Origin of the sequence: Thermobifida alba, assembly GCF_023208015.1 — a bacterium.
GTDB classification, from domain to species: Bacteria; Actinomycetota; Actinomycetes; order Streptosporangiales; family Streptosporangiaceae; genus Thermobifida; species Thermobifida alba.
In genome coordinates, this window is sequence record NZ_CP051627.1 from 4291599 (window position 1) to 4312879 (window position 21281).

The window sequence follows — 21281 nt, forward strand, 5'->3', positions numbered from 1 at the left end:
CCAGGGAGAGAAAGTGACCAGCCACTCCGACGGCCTGCGCCGCCTGCGTAACTTCGTCAACGGCGAGTTCGTGGACTCCGTCGACGGTCGTACCGCTCCGATCGTCAACCCCGCTACGGGAGAGCCCTACGCCGAAGCCCCGGTCTCCACCGCGGAGGACGTCGACCGCGCCTTCCGCGCCGCGCACGACGCCTTCGAGAACGGTTGGCGCGACTCCACCCCGGCCGAACGGCAGATCGCCCTGAACAAGATCGCCGACGCGGTCGAGGCGCGCGCCGACGAACTCGTCGCCGCAGAGGTCGAGAACTGCGGCAAACCCGTCCAGTCCACCAGAGAGGACGAGATCTGGCAGGTCACCGACGCGCTGCGGTTCTTCGCCGGGGCCGCGCGCGTCCTGGAGGGCAAGGCGGCCGGGGAGTACATGGCCGACCACACCTCCTGGATCCGCCGGGAGCCCCTCGGCGTGGTCGGGCAGATCACCCCCTGGAACTACCCGATGGCGATGGCCGCGTGGAAGATCGGCCCGGCGCTGGCCGCGGGCAACACCATCGTGCTCAAGCCGTCCGACACCACGCCCGTGTCCACCCTGCTGCTCGCCGAGATCGCCGCGGAGTTCCTGCCGCCCGGCGTGTTCAACGTGGTCACCGGCGACCGCGACACCGGCCGCGCCCTCGTGGACCACCCGATCCCGCGGCTCATCTCGCTCACCGGCTCCACCCGCGCCGGATACGAGGTCGCCCAGGCCGCCTCCGTCGACCTCAAGCGGCTCCACCTGGAACTGGGCGGCAAGGCCCCCGTCATCGTCTTCGACGACGCCGACGTGGAGAAGGCCGCCCAGGACATCGCCGCGGCCGGGTACTTCAACGCCGGACAGGACTGCACCGCCGCCACCCGCGTGCTCGCCGCCCCCGGCGTCCACGACGACCTGGCCGCCGCCCTCGCCGAGCAGGCCAAGAAGACCAAGACCGCCGGACCGGACGAGACCGACGCCTACTACGGCCCGCTGAACAACCCCGACCAGCTGGCCCGCGTCAGCGGCTTCTTCGACCGTGTCCCCGACCACGCCGAGGTGCTCACCGGCGGCTCCCGGGTCGACCGTTCCGGCTACTTCTTCTCCCCCACGGTCGTGTCGAACCTGCGCCAGGGCGACGAGATGGTCACCGACGAGATCTTCGGCCCGGTCATCACCGTCCAGCGCTTCGACGACGAGGACACGGCCGTGGCCTGGGCCAACTCGGTGAAGTACGGCCTGGCTTCCAGCGTGTGGACGAAGGACCACGCGCGCGCCCTGCGGGTCTCGCGCCGCCTCGACTTCGGCTGCGTGTGGATCAACACCCACATCCCGATCGTCGCGGAGATGCCGCACGGCGGCTTCAAGCACTCCGGCTACGGTAAGGACCTCTCCCTCTACAGTCTGGAGGAGTACACGCGCGTCAAGCACGTGATGAGCTACATCGGCAGAGACTGAGACAGCGGCTGGTCCGCCCCCCGGACCAGCGGAAGTGTGCGGCGGGCCCGGCGCCGGGCCCGCCGCGAGGTACGACCCCCACCCAAAAGGACCACCCGACTATGGCGATCACGACGGAAGAGACACCGGCCGCGTACGGCGCAGAGACGACGGGCGTCCGGGCGGCCCCCGCCATCAGTCTGGAAGGAGTCAGCAAGACCTACCGCTCAGGGCCGACCACGACCACCGCGGTCGAGCGGGTCGACCTGGAGATCCGGCAGGGGGAGTTCTTCTCCCTGCTCGGCCCCTCCGGGTGCGGCAAGACCACCACCATGCGGATGATCGCCGGGTTCGAGGAGCCCACCACGGGAACCGTGCGCCTGGCGGGCAGGGACGTCACCGGCGTGCCGCCGAACCGCCGCGACGTCAACATGGTCTTCCAGAGCTACGCCCTGTTCCCGCACATGACCGTTGCGGAGAACGTGGCCTTCGGACTGAAGCGCAAGAAGGTGCCCGCCGCCGAGATCCGGACCCGGGTCGCCGAGATGCTCGAACTCGTGGAACTGGGCGACCGGGCCAAGCACAAGCCCACCCAGCTCTCCGGAGGGCAGCAGCAGCGCGTGGCACTGGCCCGCGCGCTCGTCAACCGGCCCAGCGCGCTGCTGCTGGACGAGCCGCTCGGCGCGCTCGACCTGAAACTGCGCCAGGCCATGCAGCTGGAACTCAAGCGCATCCAGCGCGAGGTCGGCATCACCTTCGTCTACGTCACCCACGACCAGAGCGAAGCGCTGACCATGTCCGACCGCATCGCCGTCATGAACAAGGGGCTCGTGGAGCAGCTCGGCACCCCGGCGCAGATCTACGAGACGCCCGCCACCCGGTTCGTCGCGGGGTTCATCGGCACCTCCAACATCCTCACCGGAACGGTCCGCGACTCCTCCGACGGCCGTGCCCGGATCGACTACGGTGACGGCCAGCACGTCCTGGCCGACGCGGAGCAGGCGGCTTCCGGAACGGAGCTGGTCATTACCGTTCGTCCCGAAAAGATCCGTCTGGGCACAGAGGAACCAAATGCGAATCTGAGTCGTGTTCGCGGTACGGTACGCGAGGTTGTCTATTTGGGGTCGGCCACGCACTACACCGTGCGGACCGTCCACGACACCGAGATCGTGGTGTTCCAGCAGAACTCCTCCGACGCCAGCAATCTCGCCGAACGCGGCGACACCGCGTGGCTGTCCTGGCGTCCCGAGCACTCCTACGTGCTTCCCGGCTGAGCGGTCGGCCGGTCTTCCTTTTCCCCATAGAGCTCCCAGCCCTCATATCCCAGGAGCGGTACGACATCGTGCGTAAGAACCGATCCATCACCCCTGCAGAACTCCGCGGCCTCACTCAGGCCCGCTACAGCCGCCGCGACACCTTCAGGCTCGCCGGACTCTCCGCCGCCGCTCTGGCACTCGCCGGCTGCGGTGTCGAGGGCCAGAGCCAGGGAGGCACCACCTCGGCGGACTTCTGGGCGGACAAGAAGAGCAACGGCAAGGTCCGCTTCGCCAACTGGCCGCTGTACATGGACCCCGAGAAACCGGAACTCCAACGGTTCACCGAGCAGACCGGCATCGAGGTCGAGTACAACGAGGCCATCCAGGACATGCCGTCGTGGTTCGGGCAGATCCAGCCGCTGCTCGCCAACGGCGACGACGTCGGCGCCGACCTGATGGTCATCAGCAACGGTCAGGAGCTCACCAAGCTCATCGCGCTGGGCTACCTCGCCCCGCTCGACCGCAAGCAGCTGACGAACTTCACCGAGTTCACCGACGAGTACCACACGATGTCGGCCTACGACTACGGCAACAAGTACACGGTGCCCTACGCCTCGGGCATCACCGGCATCGCCTACGACCCCGACCGCGTCGGACGCGAGATCACCTCCATCAAGGACCTGTGGGACCCCGAGTTCAAGGGCCGGGTCGGCATGATGCGCGACCCGCAGGAGATCTCCAACTTCGGGCTGTTCTACACCGGGGTCTCGCCCGCCGACTCCACCGTCGACGACTGGAAGGCCGCCGCCGAGGCCCTGAAGCAGCAGCGCGACGACGGGATCGTGCGCGCCTACTACGAGCAGGACTACATCCAGCCGCTCACCAACGGCGACATCTGGATCACCATGGCCTGGTCCGGTGACATCTTCCAGGTCAACGCCGAAGAGGGCAGCAACCTGAAGTTCGTCATCCCCGAAGAGGGCGGCACGCTGTGGACGGACAACCTGACGATCCCGATCACCGCGCCGAACCCGGTCGACGCCCTCATGCTCATGGACTTCCTCTACGACCCGGACGTCGCCGCGAGCCTCGCCGAGTACATCAACTACATCTGCCCGGTGCCGCACGCCAAGGAGGTGCTGCTCGACCGGGCCGCGGAACTGGGCGGCGAGGAGAAGAAGGCCCTGGAGGACCTGGCGAACAGCCCGCTGGTCTTCCCCTCCGACAGCGACTACGCCAAGCTGCACAACTACGTGGTCCTGGACGTGGAGTCGGGGGAGGACGAGGAGTTCAACTCCATCTTCCAGGCGATCACCCAGGCGTAGGACACCCATGACACGGTTGCGAGACAGGGCTGCCCCGTACCTGCTGGCGCTGCCCGCGTGGCTCTGGCTGGGCGCCTTCTTCGTGGTGCCGGTCGTCGGACTGCTGTGGATGTCCCTGATGACCGGCAACATCATCACGGGGTTCCGGCCGACCTTCAACGTCGCGGTCTACCCGGAGGTGGTCACCACCTACTGGGAGCAGATCCTGCGCTCACTGGGCTACGGACTGGCCGCCACCCTGCTGTGCATCGTCATCGGCTACCCGGTGGCCTACTGGATCGCCTTCCACGGGGGCGCCCACAAGTCCACCTACCTGCTGCTGGTGCTGCTGCCGTTCTTCGTGACGCAGGTGCTGCGGACCATCTCCTGGAAGTTCCTGCTCGCCGACAACGGCCTGGTGCTGGGGCCGCTCAAGACCCTCGGGCTGCTGCCCGAGGACGCGCGTGTCCTCAGCACCACGGTCGCGGTCGTCTTCGGCCTGGCCTACAACTTCCTGCCGTTCATGATCCTGCCGATCTACGCGGTGCTGGAGCAGTTGGACCACCGGGTCGTCGAGGCCGCCCACGACCTGTACGCGTCCCGGTTCCACGCGTTCGTCCACGTCGTCCTGCCGCTGTCGCTGCCGGGCGTCTTCGCCGGAGTGCTGCTGGTCTTCGTGCCCAGCAGCGCCGACTACGTCAGCGCCTCGGTGCTCGGCGGCACGAACAACACCATGATCGGCAACATCATCCAGTCGCAGTACCTGGTCAACAACGCCTACCCGACCGCCGCGGCCATCACGTTCGTGCTGATGGCGGTCCTGCTGATCGGGATCTTCAGCTACGCCAGGGCGCTGGGCACCGAACGGGTGATGGAGGTGCAGGCGGGATGAGCGCCACCGCCACGAAGAAGCACACCGCCGCGGCGGCCGCGCCCCGGCGGCGGTTCCGGATCAGCTTCGGCAAGCTGTTCACCTGGGCCGTCCTGGTCTGGCTGTTCGTGCCCATCGCGGGCATGATCGCGTTCAGCTTCAACGACATCTCCGGCCGCCAGAACGTCACCTGGCAGGGGTTCACCCTCAAGTGGTACGGCCAGGCGTTCGTCTACCCGGACCTCAACGAGGCGCTGCTCAACACCCTGGTCATCGGGGTGGCCACGATGCTCATCGCCGGCCTCACCGGCAGCCTGCTCGGCCTGGCGATGGGCCGCTACCGGTTCCGCGGCCAGCGGGCCAGCAACCTGGTGATGTTCGCGGCCATCTCCGCCCCCGAGGTCGTCATCGGCGCGGCGCTGCTGTCGCTGTTCCTCACCCTCAACCTGACCACCGGCCTGGTCACCGTGATCATCGCGCACGTCATGTTCTCCATCTCGTTCGTGGCGATCACGGTACGGGCCCGGGTCATGACGATGGACCCGAGGATCGAGGAGGCGGCACGCGACCTGGGCGCCGACAGCTGGACCACGTTCCGGCTGGTGACCTTCCCCATGCTGTTCCCCGCGATCATGGCGGGCGGCCTGCTGTCGTTCGCGCTGTCGGTGGACGACTTCATCATCACCACCTTCGTCAGCGGCGACCTCACCACCTTCCCGCTGTGGATCTGGGGCTCCACCCGGGTCGGCATCCCCCCGCAGGTCAACGTGATGGGCACGCTGATCTTCACGGTGGGCGTGCTGCTCGCCGTCGCCAACGTCGTCCTCGCCAGGCGGCGCTCCTGACCCCGGGGCGCCGCCCGACCCGCCGAGAAGGGTGATATCCCGTGTCCGCTACCGCACGCCTGGCCGCCGCCGCGCTGGCCACCGCCGAACCCCGGGTGTTCTGGCAGGACCCCCGGATCGGGGGCCACACGGTCCCCGAACCGGAGCCGGCGCTGAAGGGGCACCTGGCCGCCGACCTGGCCGTGGTCGGCGGAGGCTACAGCGGCCTGTGGACCGCGCTGCTCGCCAAGGAGCGCGACCCCGGCCGCGACGTGGTGCTGCTGGAGGCGCGCACGGTCGGCTGGGCGGCGTCGGGACGCAACGGCGGGTTCTGCGAGTCCAGCCTCACCCACGGCCACGCCAACGGCGTGGACCGGTGGCCCGACGAGATCGCCGAACTGGAGCGGCTGGGCCACCAGAACCTGGACCGCATCGCCGAGACCGTGCAGCGGTACGGCATCGACTGCGAGTTCGAACGCACCGGCGGCATCACCGTCGCCACCGAGGAGTGGCAGCTCGCCGAGCTGGCCGAGGACGCGCGGCGGATGCGGGCCCTCGGCTACGACGTGGTGGAGCTGGACGCCGACCAGATGCGCGCCGAGGTGGACTCGCCCACCTACCTGGGCGGCATCCACGACCGCGACGGGGTGGCCATGCTGCACCCCGCCAAACTCGCCTGGGGACTGCGCCGGGCCTGCCTGGGGCTGGGCGTGCGGATCTTCGAGCACACCCCGGTGCGGGCGGTCCGCGCCGAACCGGGGCGGCTGCGCCTGGAGAGCCGCGGCGGCTCGGTGGCGGCCCGGCAGGTCGCATGGGGGACCGGCGCGTTCCCCGGCCCGCTGCGGCGGCTCCGCGCCTTCGTGGTGCCGGTGTACGACTACGCGCTGATGACCGAGCCGCTGACCGCCGAGCAGCGCGCGGCCGTCGGCTGGTCCGGCCGCGCCGGGATGTCGGACGCCGGCAACCAGTTCCACTACTACCGGCTCACCGCCGACAACCGCATCCTGTGGGGCGGCTACGACGTCGTCTACCACTACGGCGGCCGGGTGCGCCCCGAGTACGACCAGCGGCCCGAGACCTTCCAGAAGCTGGCCGAGCACTTCTTCACGACCTTCCCACAACTGGAGGACGTGCGGTTCACCCACACCTGGGGCGGGATGATCGACACGTGCAGCCGGTTCTGCGCCTACTTCGGCACCGCCTACGGCGGACGGCTCGCCTACGCCGCCGGGTTCACCGGCCTGGGAGTGGCGGCGACCCGGTTCGGGGCGGAGGTCATGCTGGACCGGCTCGCGGGCGCGGAGACGGAACGCACCCGCACCGCGATGGTCCGCAGCAAGCCGATCCCGTTCCCGCCGGAACCGCTCCGCTACGCCGGCATCGAGCTGACCCGCCGGTCCATCGCCGCCGCCGACCGCGACAACGGCCGACGCAACCTGTGGCTGCGCACCCTGGACGCGGTGGGCATGGGCTTCGACAGCTAGGCCGCCGACCGGCGGGAGGAACGGGGGCCGGTACCGGCCCCCGGCACGTCCGGCCCGACAGCGCTCACCGCTGCGCCCGCAGCGCCTGGACCAGGCGGGTCAGCCGGTGGACCGGATCGTTCAGCTCGCGGACCACGCCCAGCAGCCGCTCGTCGTCCACGGAGTTCTCCCGCACCCCCTCCAGCGTGTCGTTGATCTCGTTGACCAGCGCGGACAGTTCGGCGACGACCGTCCCCACCCCCGCGGAGTCCTGGGACAGGTCGCGGCGCAGCCAGTCGCTCTGGCTCTGCAGCTGCCGCCGCAGCCGGTCCAGTTCCAGGAACACCTCCACCTTGGCACGCAGCAGCCACGGGTCCAGCGGCTTGGTCATGTAGTCGACGAACCTGCTGGCGTAGCCCCGGAAGACCCGGTGGCGGTCGATCCCCTCGGCGGTCAGGAAGATGATCGGGACGTCCTTGGTCCGCTCCCGCTGCTTGATGTGCGTGGCGGTCTCGAAACCGTCCATCCCCGGCATGACCACGTCGAGCAGGATCACCGCGAAGTCCCGTTCCAGCAGCGCCTTCAACGCGGCCTCGCCGGAGTTCGCGCGGACCAGGTTCTGGTCCAGTGAGGTGAGGATGGCCTCAAGGGCGGTGAGGTTCTCCTCACGGTCGTCGACGAGGAGGATGTTGGCCTTGTAGGGCACGGTCACTGCTCCCGGCTCGTGTCGCTGTCGCTGTCGTCGCGATCCAACCACCGCCGCATGACATCCAGCAGGTGGTCGAGATCCACCGGTTTGCTCACGTAGTCGGAGGCGCCCGCCTCCAGACTGCTCTCCCGGTCGCCCCGCATGGCCTTGGCGGTGAGCGAGATGATCGGCAGGTCCGCGAACTGCGGCATCTCCCGGATGGCGCGGGTGGTCGCGTCGCCGTCCAACTCCGGCATCATGATGTCCATCAGCACGAGGTCGATGTCCTCGTTCGCCTCCAGCTTCGCGATCCCCTCGCGGCCGTTGTCGGCGTAGAGCACCCGCAGCCCGTGCGCCTCCAGGGCGCTGGCGAGCGCGAAGACGTTGCGGATGTCGTCGTCGACGATGAGCACCCGCTTGCCCGCCAGCACCTCGTCCCGCTGCGGGGCGTCCCGCCCCGCCTCCTCGGCCCGCGACGACGGGACCGGCGCGGGCGAGGTGAACACCGGCACCGGCGCCTCGCCCTCGTCCGGGGCCGGAGGTTCGGCCTCGGAGACCGGGGCCGCCGCGGGCGCCCCCTCGGGCAGCGCGATCGGCTCGGCGGGCGGCGACTCGAACGGGGTGAACACGTCGGCGCCGTTCAACGAGTGGTACAGCCGCTCGGTGGTGCCCTCGGGCAGCCGCACCGGCAGCAGCAGCGTGAACGTGCTGCCCTCCCCCAGCACGCTGTTCACCCGGATCTCCCCGCCGAGCAGTTCGGCCATGTTGCGGCTGATGGACAGGCCCAGGCCGGTCCCGCCGAACCGGCGGCTGGTCCCGCCGTCGCCCTGGTGGAACGCCTCGAAGATCAACTGGAGCTTGTCCTCGGGGATGCCGATGCCGGTGTCGGTCACCGAGAACGCGATGACCTCGTCGGTGTCGGCGAACATGTCCAGGTCGGCGTCGTCCAGCGCCCACGCCGGTTCGATCAGCAGCCGCACCTCGCCGCTGCTGGTGAACTTCACCGCGTTGGACAGCAGGTTGCGCAGCACCTGCTGGAGCCGCTGCTCGTCGGTCCACAGGTGGTCCGGGATGTCCGGGGACACCTCCACGGCGAACGCCAGCCCCTTCTCGCTGGCCATCGGCCGGAACGACGCCTCCACGTAGTCCACCAGCTGGCTGATGGACACGTTGCTCGGGCTCAGCTCCATGCGCCCCGCCTCGATCTTGGACAGGTCCAGGATCTCGTTGATGAGCTGCAGCAGGTCGCTTCCCGCCTTGTGGATGGTCTGCGCGAACTCCACCTGCTTGGGGGTGAGGTTCTGCTCGCTGTTGTCGGCCAGCAGCCGGGCCAGGATCAGCAGGCTGTTGAGCGGGGTGCGCAGCTCGTGCGACATGTTCGCGAGGAACTCCGACTTGTACTTGGAGGACACCTGGAGCTGGTGCGCCCGGTCCTCCAGGGACCGCCGGGCCCGCTCGATCTGCCGGTTCTGCAGCTCGATGGCGCGGTTCTGGCTGGCCAGCTGGCCCGCCTTGCTGTGCAGCTCGGCGTTCTTGCGGCGCAGCTCCTCCTGCTGGCGCTGCAGCTCGTTGGAGCGCTCCTGCAGTGCGGTGGTCAGCTGCTGGGACTGGGCCAGCAGGTACTCGGTCTTGGAGTTGGCCAGGATCGTGGTGATCGTCGCGCTGATGAGGCTGACGAGCTGCCGCAGGAAGTTGAGGTGGATCTCCCGGAACTCGCCGTAGGAGCCCAGCTCGATCACGCCGAGCACCCGGTCCTCCGACAGGATCGGGAAGATCGCGAGGCTCAGCGGCGGCGCCTCGCCCAGCCCCGACTCGACCCGCACGTAGTCGCCGGGAACGTCGCGGACGAGCATCTCCTTGCGCTGCGCGATCGCCTCCCCGGCCAGGCCCCGGCCCGCGGTGATGCGGCGCCGCTGCTCGCTGGGCTGGTACCCGTACCCGGCGTAGAGGCGGAAGGTCTCGGTGTCGTTCTCGTCCTCGGGCAGGTAGCAGGCGCCGTGCTGGGCGTCCACCAGGGGGGTCACCTCGGTCATGATGAGGCGGGCCAGGTCGTTGAGGTCGCGGTGGCCCTGGATGAGGCCGGACAGCCGCGCCAGGTTGCTCTTCAGCCAGTCCTCGTCGCGCTGCGCCGCGGTGGTCTCCCGCAGGTTGGACACCATCAGGTTGACGTTGTCCTTCAGCGTGGCCAGCTCGCCGCGCGCGCTCACCTGGATGGACTGGGTCAGGTCGCCGCGCGCCACGGCGCTGGCCACCGACGCGATCGCGCGCACCTGCGTGGTGAGGTTCTTGGCCAGCTCGTTCACGGTGTCGGTGAGGTCCTTCCACACCCCCGACACCCCGGCGACCTTCGCCTGCACGCCGAGCTTGCCCTCGCTGCCCACCTCGTGGCCGACCCGGGTCACCTCCAGGGCGAACGTGGACAGCTGGTCGACCATCGTGTTGATGGTGTCCTTCAGCTCCAGCATCTCGCCCTGGGCGTCCACGGTGATCTTCTTCGTCAGGTCGCCGCGCGCCACCGCGGTGGTGACCTGGGAGATGTTGCGCACCTGCGTGGTCAGGTTGTGCGACATGGAGTTGACGTTGTCGGTGAGGTCCTTCCAGATGCCGGAGACGCCCTTGACGTTGGCGCGTCCGCCGAGCTTGCCCTCGGTCCCGACCTCGCGGGCCACCCGCGTCACCTCGTCGGCGAAGGAGTCCAGCTGGTCGACCATCGTGTTGATGGTGTCCTTCAACTCCAGGATCTCGCCCTTGGCGTTGACCGTGACCTTCTTGGTGAGGTCGCCGCGCGCCACCGCCGTGGTCACCACGGAGATCTGCCGCACCTGGTGGGTCAGGTTGTTCGCCATCGAGTTGACGTTGTCGGTGAGGTCCTTCCACACCCCCGACACCCCGCTCACGTGCGCCTGACCGCCGAGTTTGCCCTCGGTGCCGACTTCGCGGGCCATGCGGGTGACCTCGTCGGCGAAGGCGGAGAGCTGGTCGACCATCGTGTTGACGGTGTCCTTCAACTCCAGCATCTCGCCCTGGGCGTCCACGGTGATCTTCTTCGTCAGGTCGCCGGCCGCCACCGCCGACGTCACCTGGGAGATGTTGCGCACCTGGTGGGTCAGGCTGTTCGCCATCGAGTTGACGTTGTCGGTGAGGTCCTTCCAGATGCCGGAGACGCCCTTGACGTTGGCGCGTCCGCCGAGTTTGCCCTCGGTGCCGACTTCGCGGGCCATGCGGGTGACCTCGTCGGCGAAGGCGGAGAGCTGGTCGACCATCGTGTTGACGGTGTCCTTGAGCTGGAGCATCTCGCCCTGGACGTCCACGGTGACCTTCTTGGTGAGGTCGCCGCGCGCGACCGCGGTGGTGACCTGGGAGATGTCCCTCACCTGGTTGGTGAGGTTGTCGGCCATCGAGTTGACGTTGTCGGTGAGGTCCTTCCAGATGCCGGAGACGCCCTTGACGTTGGCGCGTCCGCCGAGCTTGCCCTCGGTGCCGACCTCGCGGGCCATGCGGGTGACCTCGTCGGCGAAGGCGGAGAGCTGGTCGACCATCGTGTTGACGGTGTCCTTGAGCTGGAGCATCTCGCCCTGGACGTCCACGGTGACCTTCTTGGTGAGGTCGCCGCGCGCGACCGCGGTGGTGACCTGGGAGATGTCCCTCACCTGGTTGGTGAGGTTGTCGGCCATCGAGTTGACGTTGTCGGTGAGGTCCTTCCAGATGCCGGAGACGCCCTTGACGTTGGCGCGTCCGCCGAGCTTGCCCTCGGTGCCGACCTCGCGGGCCACCCGCGTCACCTCGTCGGTGATCTCCGACATCTGGTCGGCCATCCGGTTCACCGAGGTGGCCAGGCGCAGCAGGTCGCCGTGGAGCTCCCCGTGCCGGCTGGTCAGGTCCACCCGCTGGGAGAGGTCGCCGTTGGCCACCGAGTCCAGGATCCGCGCCACCGAGGTCACCGGCTCGCTGACCTCGTCCAGCATCTGGTTGAGCGCCCGTACGCTCTTGCCCCAGGCGCCGCGCGCCGGACTGATCGAGACGCGTTCGGAGAGCCGCCCGTCGGCGCTGACCGTCCCGCTGACCCGCTGGAGCTCGTCGCTCAGCTGCTCGCAGTGGTCCAGGACCTCGTTCAGCACCCGGGTGACCTCGCTGTACCTGCCCTGGCCACGGGGGGTGAGCCGGACACTGAAATCCCCGTCGCGCATCTTGTAGAGCGCGTCGAGGAGCGTGTCCAGTTCGCCCTCGGTCATGGTCCGGTTCTTCGCTCTGGGCACCAACCTGGGCATCGATCCCCTCCTCCACCGGCTGAAGCGTTGCTGTGTGCGGCCAGGCGTGCGGCGTCACCCAGGAGAGTCTCCGGCCCCAGAGCCCACCCACGACCACGGTGCACTACGTTAATCAGACACCTGCTCATTACTATGACGTTTCGGCAGCGTGATGGAATTTCTCCGCCGGGACGAACCGGCACGGGCGTCCCGGTCCCCGACGCCGCCCCGCAACCGGACACCGCTGCCCGCTCTCGGACGGGACGAGGGCGACCCGTCCGACAAACCACTCTGCCAGCCGAAGGAATCCACGGCTCCGCCATGCCACACGATGCTACGAGGACCGTCCACCGAGAATTCTCGCCCAGCCCGGAGACGGTGGGCGAAGCGCGCGTGTTCGTGCGTGACACGCTACGCGACTGGGGCGTGCGGCGGAGCGCGGACGAAGCGATCCTGCTCACCAGCGAACTCGTCACCAACGCGGTGGTGCACGCGGGAACCACGCTGGAGCTGACGGTGCGCCTGGTCGACGACGACCTGGAGATCGTCGTCGCCGACCGGGTGCCGCAGCGGGCCCTGCCCAAGGCCGGACCGCTGCGCGTCACCCTGTCCCCCGGTGCGGACGTGCACCGCGGCGGCCTCGGCCTGGCGCTGGCGGCGACGGTCGCCGACGCCTGGGGAGTCAGCTACAGCAGGAACGACAAGGCGGTCTGGTTCCGGCTCGCGGTCGACGAGCGGACCGGGGAGGACGCGCGCACCCCCCTGACGCCGCCGTCGACCGCCGTCAGCCGCTCCCGGGCCGGCCAGCCCGAGCCGTGGGCGCGCCTGGAGGCGCTGCTCTCCGCGCGGCTGTCCCTCTCCGAACTGCTGGAGCAGATCGTGGAGCACGTCCGGGTGGTGCTCGGCGGGGACGCCGCCTACATCGCGCTGATCGCCGCCGACAACACCGAATGGGAGATGGCCGCCGCCGTCGGACTGTCCTCCGGGCCGTGGCGGCCCTTCCGCAGCCGCACCGAGGAGACCTTCCCCTCCACGACCCCCGAGCCCCGGCCCGTCATCAACGACGACCTGATGATCGCCCGCGCGCACCGCGGCGTGCTCGCCGCCGCGGGGATGCGCTCCCTGGTGACGGCGCCGCTCAGCGTGGACGGCAGGATCACCGGGCTGATCGGGGTGGCCTCCCGACGGGTCCGGCACTTCGGGCAGGGCGCCGCCCGCCGCCTCCAGGAGGGCGCCGACCGCCTCGCGCTCACCGTGGAACGCGCCCGCCTGGCCCAGGTGGAGGTCGACCGGCGCGCCTCCCTCAGCTTCCTGGCCGAAGCCAACGACCTGCTGTCGGGCACCCTGGACGAGCAGATGACCGCCGCGCTGGCCGCCCAGCTCAGCACCTCGCGGCTGGGGCACTGGTGCGTGGTGCACACCACCGACGAACTGGGCGTCGACCGCCTGGCGTTCGCCATGCACCGGCACGAGAACGTCACCGACGTGCTGCGCGACCTGGTGGGCGCGCTCATGCCCGCCGAGCGCAGGGAGCCCGGGCCGCTGTGGCCGATCGGGGAGGTCGTCGCGGCGGGACTGGGGGACGCACTGAGCCTGGAACTGGCACGGGGGCCGGGCATCAGCCTCCCGCTGACCGCGCACGGCCGCACCCTGGGCCGGATCACCATCGGCCGGGGCGTGGGCGAGGACTTCCCGAAGGAGGACGTGGACCTCGCCGCCGACCTCGCCCAGCGGGTCTCCTCGGCGATGGAGAACGCGCGGCTGTACTCGGCCCAGACCTCCATGAGCGAGGCGCTGCAGCGCAGCCTGCTGCCCGCCCGGGAGAAGCAGCCGGCCATCCCCGGGGTGGACTACGCGGTGTTCTACCAGCCCGCGGGGGAGCGCACCGTGGTCGGCGGGGACTTCTACGACCTGTTCGCCACCGACGGACGCTGGTGCTTCGCGATCGGCGACGTCTGCGGCACCGGACCCGAGGCCGCCGCCGTCACCGGACTGGCCCGCCACACCCTGCGCGCCCTGGCCCGGGAGGGGTTCTCCCCGGCGCACATCATGCACCGCCTGAACCTCGCCATCCTGGAGGAGAGCCTCACCACCCGCTTCCTGACCATGCTGTACGGGGAGATGGCCCCGATCGACGGCCCGGACGCGGGCCGGGGCATGCGCCTCCGCCTGGTCTCCGCCGGGCATCCGCTGCCGCTGCGGCTGGACCGGCGCGGCGAGGTCACCACCCTGGCGACCTCGCAGCCGCTGCTGGGGGCCTTCGAGGACGTGGAGTTCTTCACCGAGACCGTCGAGGTGGCGCCCGGCGACGTGGTGCTCGCGGTGACCGACGGGGTGACCGAGCGGCGCAACGGCGACGACATGCTCGGCGACGAGGGACTGGAGAAGATCTTCTCCGGCTGCTCCGGGCTGACCGCGCAGGCCGTCATCTCCCGCATCGACCGGGAGTTGGAGGAGTTCGCCCCCGGCGGGCACACCGACGACACGGCGATGCTGGTGCTGCGGTTCACCTGACCCGGCGGCCCCGCGCCCCGGTCACCGGAGGCTGGGGACCATGCCCAGCTGCCGCATCAGGAGCAGGGTGTCGTAGTAGTCCCGCTCCCGGTGGATCCGGCCGTCCCGCGCCTCGACGACGTTGCACGCCAGGAGTTCGAACCGGTTGCCCGTGGCGGGCAGGTCCGCCAGGTCCCGCAGGTGGGTGCCCCGCGTGCGCACCTCCGAGACCGCGACGTCGCCGCACTCGTAGGTGGAGAGGAGGTCGAAGTCCCAGTCGGGGAAGCCGCCCCGGTAGGACTCCACCGCGGCGACGCCGGCGTCCGCGCCCGCCTGCACCACGCCGTCAGGTCCCCGGTAGACGTGGTCGGCGTGGTACAGGGACCGCAGCGCCGCGAGGTCGTAGGCGCGGACCGCCTCGAACATCCGCCTCTGCAGTTCGGTGGCCTCGGACATCGCAGATCCCCTCGGGTGCTCCGCCGGGTCGGCTCCGGTGCGGCCGACCCGCCGTCGACGCTACGCCCGTGCGGGGCGCCGGGGAATCCGCCGACCGTCGTGGTTGGGGAAAGTTTCGGTGGGGCGCCGGGGAGGCCGGAACAGGACCGGACCCCCGGGGTCACAGCCAGCCCATCTCGTCGGCCTTCCGGATCGCCGCGATGCGGTTGTCCGCCCCCGTCTTGGTGATGGCGCTGGACAGGTAGTTGCGCACGGTGCCCTCGCTCAGGTGCAGGGTGCGGGCGATGGCCGCCGCGGAGGCCCCGGTCGCGGCGGCGCGCAGCACGTCGGTCTCCCGGGCGGTCAGCGGGTTCTCCCCGGCGGTCATCGCGTCGGCGGCGAGTTCGGAGTCGATGAAGCGGCCGCCCCGGTGCACCGTGCGGATGGCCCCGGCCAACTGGTCGACGGGGGCGTCCTTGGCCAGGAAGCCGCGCGCCCCGGCCGCCAGCGCCCGGCGCAGGTAGCCGGGGCGGCCGAAGCTGGTGAGGATGAGGATGCCGCAGGAGGGGGCCGCCCCGCGCAGCGCGGCGGCGGCCTCCAGACCGGTGAGGCCGGGCATCTCCACGTCCAGGACGGCGATGTCCGCGCGGTGCTCGGCCACGGCGGCCACGACCTCGTCACCGCGTCCCACCTCGGCGACGACCTCCAGGTCCTCCTCCAGGGTGAGCAGCGCCGCGATGGCGCCCCGAACCAGGCGCTCGTCGTCGGCGAGCACGATGCGGATCACGCGGCGGCCCCCCTCGTCCCCTCCGGTTCCCGCGGGGCGGCCTCGCCGGGCACCGGAAGCACGGCGCGCAGCAGGAAGCCGCCGTCTCCGGTGCCCGTCGCCGACAGCGTGCCGCCGACCGCGGCGACCCGCTCGGACAGGCCGGTCAGCCCGTTGCCGAACACCGTGTCCCGTCCCGCGCGCACCCCGTCGTTGCACATCTCCACCACCCAGGCGCGGTCCCGTGCGGTCAGGGTGATGTCGCAGTGCCGGGCGGCGCTGTGCCGCAGCACGTTCGTGGCGCCCTCCCGGACCAGCCACGCGACCAGGGGCTGCAACCGCGCGGGCAGCGCCGCGGGGTCGCCGGCCACGGCCGTGTGGACGCCCGCGGCAGTGAGCACGGAGCGCACGCTCGCCAGTTCGTCGGCCAGGTCCACGGCGCGGTAGCCGCTGACGGCGGCGCGCACCTCGCGCAGCGCCTCCCGGGCGATCCGCTGCACCTCGGCCATCTCCGCCGCGGCGCGCTCGGGGTCGCGCGCGGACAGCCGGGCCGCCAGCTCGCTCTTGACCGCGATGCCGGACAGGCTGTGGCCGAGCAGGTCGTGCATGTCCCGGGCGAACCGCAGCCGCTCCTCGCTGACGGCGAGCCTGGCCCGGGCCTCCCGGGCCAGGGTGGCCTCGCGGGCGATCTCCCACAGCCACAGCATCGTGAGGTTGCCCGCCACGAACAGCGCGGCCAGGAAGCAGCCGTAGCCGACGAACACCAGCACCAGGCCCGGCTGCTGCGAGGGCAGTAGCAGTACGTAGCCGGCGAGGAAGACCACCAGCGCCGCGGTGAGGACCGTGATCCGGCGGCGTGTGGCCACCAGGACCGCCGCCGACCACCACACCGCGGCGACCGTGACCGACCACATGGTCACGTCCATGACCGCGAGGAGCCCGAGCAGCAGTCCGAACGACCGGTGCAGCAGCGCGCTGAGTCCGGTCCGGTCCCGCCCCACCGCCATGCGGGAACCGATCATCCGCGCGGTCAGCCACGCCAGCGCGACCGTCAGCACCAGGACGGCGGCCGCGTACCAGGCCCAGTCCAGACCGAGCAGCTGGAACACCCCCCGGGGAGCGCCGGGGGAGGGGGCGTCGACGACCAGTTGCAGCAGGCCCATCAGCAGGATGACCAGCGCACACAGACCGAGGGAGGCGAACACCACCCCGTGGGAGAAACGCAGCCGCCGCATGCTCCGCTCGTCGGTCTGCGGCACCGCGGCGGGCGGCCACCCGGACGCTGCTTGTGGCATCGGACCTCCTTTCCCGGGAAGGGTAGCGGGGCGGTGCGCGCCGGGGTCCGTCCTCCCCGGCGCGCACCGCCCCGTGCGGCTCACCGGGCGCCGCGCGGGTCCCACTGGAAGGAGCGCAGCAGCAGGGCCATGACCACGGCCCAGGCGGCCAGGACGAGCACGGAGGGAGCGGCCGCCAGCCACAGGTCCAGGCCCGCGGCCCGCTCGGCGCCCTCGAACCCGCCGAACAGGTCGTAGCCGAAGTAGGCGGACTGGGCCAGTTCGATGGCCGGAACCATCGGCAGCAGCCCGAGCACGAACACCACACCGTCCGGCAGCGCCTCCAGCGGGATGACGAAGCCGCTGACGGCGAGCAGGAGCAGGAACGGCACCATCGAGATCATCTGCGCGCTCTCGGCGTTGCGCGCGAACCGGGCGATGAACGCCCCGAGCAGCGACATGACGACGGTGATCAGCACGATGGACAGCACCAGCAGCACGGGGTCGGTCGGCAGCGTGTCCGCCGTCGCGCCGAGGAAGGCCACGACCGCGGCGGACTGCACCGAGACGACGCCGAGCACCGACAGGGTCGTGGCCCCGAACAGCGCCGCCGGCGGCACCCCGGAGATCCGGAAGCGCTTGAGCACCAGTTGCTCGCGGCGCGCCGCGTAGATGTTGGAGACGTGCGCCACCCCGACCGTCATCGCGGCCAGCGCGAAGAACCGGGCGAGGGACAGGGCCGCGGTGTCCACGCCGGGCAGCACCTCGACGGGGTCGGAGACGGCCAGGGGAAGCAGGAAGATCGCGGGGAGCACGGCGATGTAGAGCGCCATCCGGTACCGGTAGAAGAGGGTGAACTCGGTGCGGGTGAGGCGCAGGGTCTGCCGCAGGACGCCGACGGGCGCGCGCGGCGTCCGGGTGGTCGGGGACGTGGTGGTCGAGGTCGTCATGGGAGGATTCCTTCGGGGATCAGTGGCCGGGCAGGTCGGCGAGGTCGCCCTGGGCGACGGAGAGGAACACGTCCTCCAGGGAGGCCGAGCGCGCCTCCAGCCGTTCCAGGCTGAGGGAGCGCTCCTCGGCCCAGGCGAGCAGCGGGGCGAGCGCCCGGTGCGTGCGTGTGGCGACGTCGGCGCCGGTGACCGTGTAGACCGCCCACGGGTCGCCCTCGCGCACGTCGATGGAGAGTTCGGCGCCGGGCAGCCGCGGCAGGTCCCGGGAGCGGACGTGGGCGGGCAGGCGGAAGCCGATCCGGTCGCCCCACGCGGCGACGACCTCGCTGAGCGTGCCCGCGACCCGGAGTTCGCCCCGGTGCATGATGGCGAGCCGGTCGGCGAGCCGCTCCGCCTCCTCCAGGTAGTGGGTGGTGAGCACCACCGCGACCCCGGCGGCGACCTGGTCGCTGATGATCTTCCAGGTCTCCCGGCGCATCTCCGGGTCCATGCCGGTGGTGGGCTCGTCCAGGAAGAGCACTTCGGGGCGGGTGAGGATGGCCAGCCCCAGGTCGAGGCGGCGCCGCTCACCGCCCGACAGCTTGCGGACGGTGACCCCGGCCTTGTCGGCCAGGCTGACCGTGTCCAGCACCGTGGCGGTGTCCAGCGGGTCGGCCGCCAGGTCCCGGGCCAGGTCGATGGTCTCGGCGACGGTGAGCTCCTCGAACACCCCGCTGTGCTGGAGCACCGCGTTGACGCGCGGGCGCAGCGCGGCGGGCTGGCCGAACGGGTCCGTTCCGAAGACGCGGACCGACCCGCCGGTGGGGCGGCGGAATCCCTCAAGGGTCTCGATGGTGGTGGTCTTGCCGGCCCCGTTGGTGCCCAGGAGCGCGAAGAGCTCCCCGGGGGCGACCGTGAACGAGACACCCCGGACCGCCTCGAAGCTGCCGTAGGACTGGCGCAGGTCGCGTACGTCGATCGCGACGCCGCCGTCGTGATGTGTCGTGGTCATGCCCTCAGCCTGCTGGAACGCCGAGGACCGGGGTAGACGCGGCTGTCACCGCGTGGCCGTGAGGAATCCACGGACCGGGTGTGACGAACGTCAGGTCGCGGGGCGGGGCCCGGCGTTCAGCCGGCCGACAGCGCCAGCCCGATGTGCTCCCCGATCTCCTCCAACAGGCCCTGGTCGGCCAGCCGGAAGGAGGTGCGGTTGCTGCGCCGGACCAGGGTGAGCGCGCCGTGCACCACCCCCTCGCGGCCGCGCAGGGGGACGCACAGCAGGGAGCGCGCGTTCAGCGCGCTCAGCACCGGGATGCCCTCGGGGGTGCGGCCGAACTCCGCCTCGTCCTCGATGAGCTGCCGCAGCACGGCCTTGCTGTGGACGAGGACATCGCGGGGGAGCGGCGCGGCCCCGGGGTCCAGGGAACGCACCAGTTCGTTGAGTGCGGAGCCGGACGGGCCGCACACGACGGCGCGGCGGGGGCGGTCGGGGACACCGGGCGTCTCGCACAGGTCGACGACCACCCAGTCCGCGTAGGAGTCGGCGAGCAGCCCGGCCGCCTCGTCCAGGGCCAGCGGCCGGCCCGCGCTGCCCAGCAGCAGCCTGGTCATCCGGGTCAGCACGTCCAGCCGCCGTGCGGCGAGCACCACCACCTGGTCCTCGACCTCGGTCTCCAGCGGCGCCGGCCCGGAGTCCGCGGTGCTGTGCAGCGGGGGCGACATGACCACCAGCAGCAGCGGGTTGGGTTCGCTCGGCACGTCCAGCCTGCTCACGGTCAGCCGGACGTCCTCGACGTAGCCGCGCCGGGCCAGCCGCGAGTCGAACGACGCGGTCTCCCCGCCCTGCAGCACCGCGGCCTGCCAGCTGCGCATGGCCGCCCGGGACCGCAGGTCCACGAAGATGGAGAACGGTTTGCCGGTCAGGAAGCCGGGCGTGCTGCCCAGCCGTTCCGCGCCGATGGCGTTGATCCTGCGGATGTAGCCGCCGTGGTCGAGCAGCACCACGGGGATGCTGAGTTCGTGGAACACGGCGCGCAGCAGCGCCCGCTCGTCGTCGCTGCGGCGCGTGGTGGCCGGGTCGACCAGGGTGGCCAGCCGCTCCCCGCACTCCCGCAGCAGCCGTTCCGCGAACCCCAGTTCGGCCAGCGCGGCCTCGGCGGTGGCCGCCGCGTCGTCCGGGTACATCGAGTGCGTGGCCCGCAGTGCGGCGACCCGGTCGTGCAGATCCGCGATCGCGTCTTCCAACTTCGCGAGGTGTTCCGGCACGCTGATGGCTCCTGACTCGGGTTCCGGGGTCTCCGGCAAGATTGACGCTAGCTCATGGGCCGTGGGTCGAGACGCCGCGTTCACCGGGACAGTCTTGACGATGACGCGGAAGAAACAGCAGTTGGTCGCTCCAACGGTCAAGAACGCCACGGGGACGGCCGCAGTGGCTACGGTGGAAGCGGCGGGCGGCAGCGCTGTCTCCCGTACGGGGGTGAGGGGGCCGAGGAGCGATGTGGGTCGAGCATCTGGCACGGGACATCGGCGCACTGGCCCAGAACTCGGAGGGGACCCGGGACCGGGTGCTGGACCAGGTCAGCCAGTTGACGGCGCGGCACGTGCCCGGGTGTTCCGCGGCGCTCGTGGTGGTCTGGCGCGACACGCACCCCGAGGAGCGCGACCCGGGCGTCGACTTCCGGGGGCGCCACGTGGTCGTGGACTACGCCGCCTCCCACTCCGACCTCGCCGCGGCCTTCGAGCACCAGTACGCCACCGACCAGGGGCCGACGGTCCAGGCGGTGCGGGAGCGCCGCACCGTCCTCGTCGAGGACACGCTGACCGACGAGCGGTGGCCGGGATACACCAGCATGGCCGTGCAGTGCGGGGACCGCTCGTCCGTGACCTACCCGTGCGACCTGGACGGCGAGATCCTCACCTTCGGGGTGCACTCCTGCCGGGCGCGCCAGTTCGTCCTCGACAAGGTGGCGCCGCCCCTGGCGATGCTCGCCGAGCACACCGCGACCACGCTGCGCAGCCTCGGCCGGGACGCCGCCGCGGTACGGGAGGCCGTGCACATGCGCCGGGCGATGTCCGCCCGCACCGTCATCGACCAGGCCAAGGGAATCCTCATGCACGCCCGGGGACTCACCTCCCAGCAGGCTTTCGAGGAGCTGCGCAGGGTGGCGCAGCGCAACGGCATGAAGGTGGCGGACGTGGCCCGGCGGCTCATGGCCGAACAGGCCGTCAGCAATGGACACCGATGAGGAGGGGCGGGGCGGCCGGAATGTGCGGCGGGGCCGCCA

Annotated in this window: 16 protein-coding genes; 8 read left to right on the plus strand and 8 right to left on the minus strand. The window is 70.8% G+C overall.

Features of this window, described 5'->3' with window-relative positions:
* Nucleotides 1-13: 13 nt before the first annotated feature.
* From FOF52_RS19185 to FOF52_RS19210, 6 genes are all read left to right on the plus strand, one after another.
* Nucleotides 14-1468 (plus strand): gamma-aminobutyraldehyde dehydrogenase, encoded by a 1455-nt coding sequence (locus FOF52_RS19185; RefSeq protein WP_248591299.1) that lies wholly within the window; start codon nucleotides 14-16, stop codon nucleotides 1466-1468.
* 101 nt (nucleotides 1469-1569) lie between these two features.
* Complete coding sequence (locus tag FOF52_RS19190; protein ID WP_248591300.1) at nucleotides 1570-2721, plus strand: ABC transporter ATP-binding protein; 1152 nt, start codon at nucleotides 1570-1572, stop codon at nucleotides 2719-2721.
* Between the two features lie 68 nt (nucleotides 2722-2789).
* Nucleotides 2790-4028: a polyamine ABC transporter substrate-binding protein gene (locus tag FOF52_RS19195; RefSeq protein WP_425265504.1), complete on the plus strand. Its 1239-nt coding sequence runs from the start codon at nucleotides 2790-2792 to the stop codon at nucleotides 4026-4028.
* Nucleotides 4029-4035: 7 nt separating this feature from the next.
* Nucleotides 4036-4899: an ABC transporter permease gene (locus FOF52_RS19200; protein ID WP_248591301.1), complete on the plus strand. Its 864-nt coding sequence runs from the start codon at nucleotides 4036-4038 to the stop codon at nucleotides 4897-4899.
* The gene (locus FOF52_RS19205) at nucleotides 4896-5723 is read left to right on the plus strand and encodes an ABC transporter permease (RefSeq protein WP_248591302.1); all 828 of its coding nucleotides are present in this window, start codon (nucleotides 4896-4898) and stop codon (nucleotides 5721-5723) included. Before FOF52_RS19200 ends, FOF52_RS19205 begins: the two co-directional genes overlap by 4 nt.
* Nucleotides 5724-5764: 41 nt before the next feature.
* Nucleotides 5765-7186, plus strand: a complete 1422-nt coding sequence (locus tag FOF52_RS19210) for an NAD(P)/FAD-dependent oxidoreductase (RefSeq protein WP_248591303.1) — start codon at nucleotides 5765-5767, stop codon at nucleotides 7184-7186.
* Nucleotides 7187-7250: 64 nt separating this feature from the next.
* On the opposite strand, the gene FOF52_RS19215 is transcribed toward FOF52_RS19210, so the two are convergent.
* Nucleotides 7251-7871 (minus strand): response regulator, encoded by a 621-nt coding sequence (locus FOF52_RS19215; RefSeq protein WP_248593938.1) that lies wholly within the window; start codon nucleotides 7869-7871, stop codon nucleotides 7251-7253.
* A gap of 2 nt (nucleotides 7872-7873) precedes the next feature.
* Nucleotides 7874-12121: a HAMP domain-containing protein gene (locus tag FOF52_RS19220; RefSeq protein ID WP_248591304.1), complete on the minus strand. Its 4248-nt coding sequence runs from the start codon at nucleotides 12119-12121 to the stop codon at nucleotides 7874-7876.
* A 300-nt stretch (nucleotides 12122-12421) separates the two neighbouring features.
* Between FOF52_RS19220 and FOF52_RS19225 the strand changes: the two genes are divergently transcribed.
* Nucleotides 12422-14614, plus strand: coding sequence for a SpoIIE family protein phosphatase (locus FOF52_RS19225; protein WP_248591305.1), 2193 nt, complete (start codon nucleotides 12422-12424; stop codon nucleotides 14612-14614).
* Nucleotides 14615-14635: 21 nt separating this feature from the next.
* Here FOF52_RS19225 and FOF52_RS19230 read toward each other — a convergent pair whose 3' ends face one another.
* The 6 genes from FOF52_RS19230 to FOF52_RS19255 all read right to left on the minus strand — a co-directional run bounded on the left by FOF52_RS19230 (nucleotide 14636) and on the right by FOF52_RS19255 (nucleotide 20262).
* Nucleotides 14636-15049 (minus strand): ester cyclase, encoded by a 414-nt coding sequence (locus tag FOF52_RS19230; protein WP_248591306.1) that lies wholly within the window; start codon nucleotides 15047-15049, stop codon nucleotides 14636-14638.
* Nucleotides 15050-15209: 160 nt separating this feature from the next.
* On the minus strand, nucleotides 15210-15815 hold the full coding sequence (locus tag FOF52_RS19235) for a response regulator transcription factor (protein ID WP_248591307.1): 606 nt from the start codon (nucleotides 15813-15815) through the stop codon (nucleotides 15210-15212).
* Nucleotides 15812-17089 carry a sensor histidine kinase gene (locus FOF52_RS19240; protein WP_248591308.1) on the minus strand — a complete coding sequence of 426 codons (1278 nt, stop codon included), beginning with the start codon at nucleotides 17087-17089 and terminating at the stop codon, nucleotides 15812-15814. The genes FOF52_RS19235 and FOF52_RS19240 overlap by 4 nt, the downstream gene beginning before the upstream one ends.
* Nucleotides 17090-17169: 80 nt before the next feature.
* A complete protein-coding gene (locus tag FOF52_RS19245) occupies nucleotides 17170-18018 on the minus strand; it encodes an ABC transporter permease (RefSeq protein ID WP_248591309.1) in 849 nt (282 codons plus the stop codon).
* Between the two features lie 19 nt (nucleotides 18019-18037).
* Nucleotides 18038-19009, minus strand: coding sequence for an ABC transporter ATP-binding protein (locus FOF52_RS19250; protein ID WP_248591310.1), 972 nt, complete (start codon nucleotides 19007-19009; stop codon nucleotides 18038-18040).
* Nucleotides 19010-19125: 116 nt separating this feature from the next.
* On the minus strand, nucleotides 19126-20262 hold the full coding sequence (locus FOF52_RS19255) for a GAF domain-containing protein (protein WP_248591311.1): 1137 nt from the start codon (nucleotides 20260-20262) through the stop codon (nucleotides 19126-19128).
* A gap of 230 nt (nucleotides 20263-20492) precedes the next feature.
* Here FOF52_RS19255 and FOF52_RS19260 point away from each other — a divergent pair, with 230 nt between their 5' ends.
* Nucleotides 20493-21242 (plus strand): ANTAR domain-containing response regulator, encoded by a 750-nt coding sequence (locus FOF52_RS19260; protein ID WP_248591312.1) that lies wholly within the window; start codon nucleotides 20493-20495, stop codon nucleotides 21240-21242.
* Nucleotides 21243-21281: the final 39 nt, after the last annotated feature.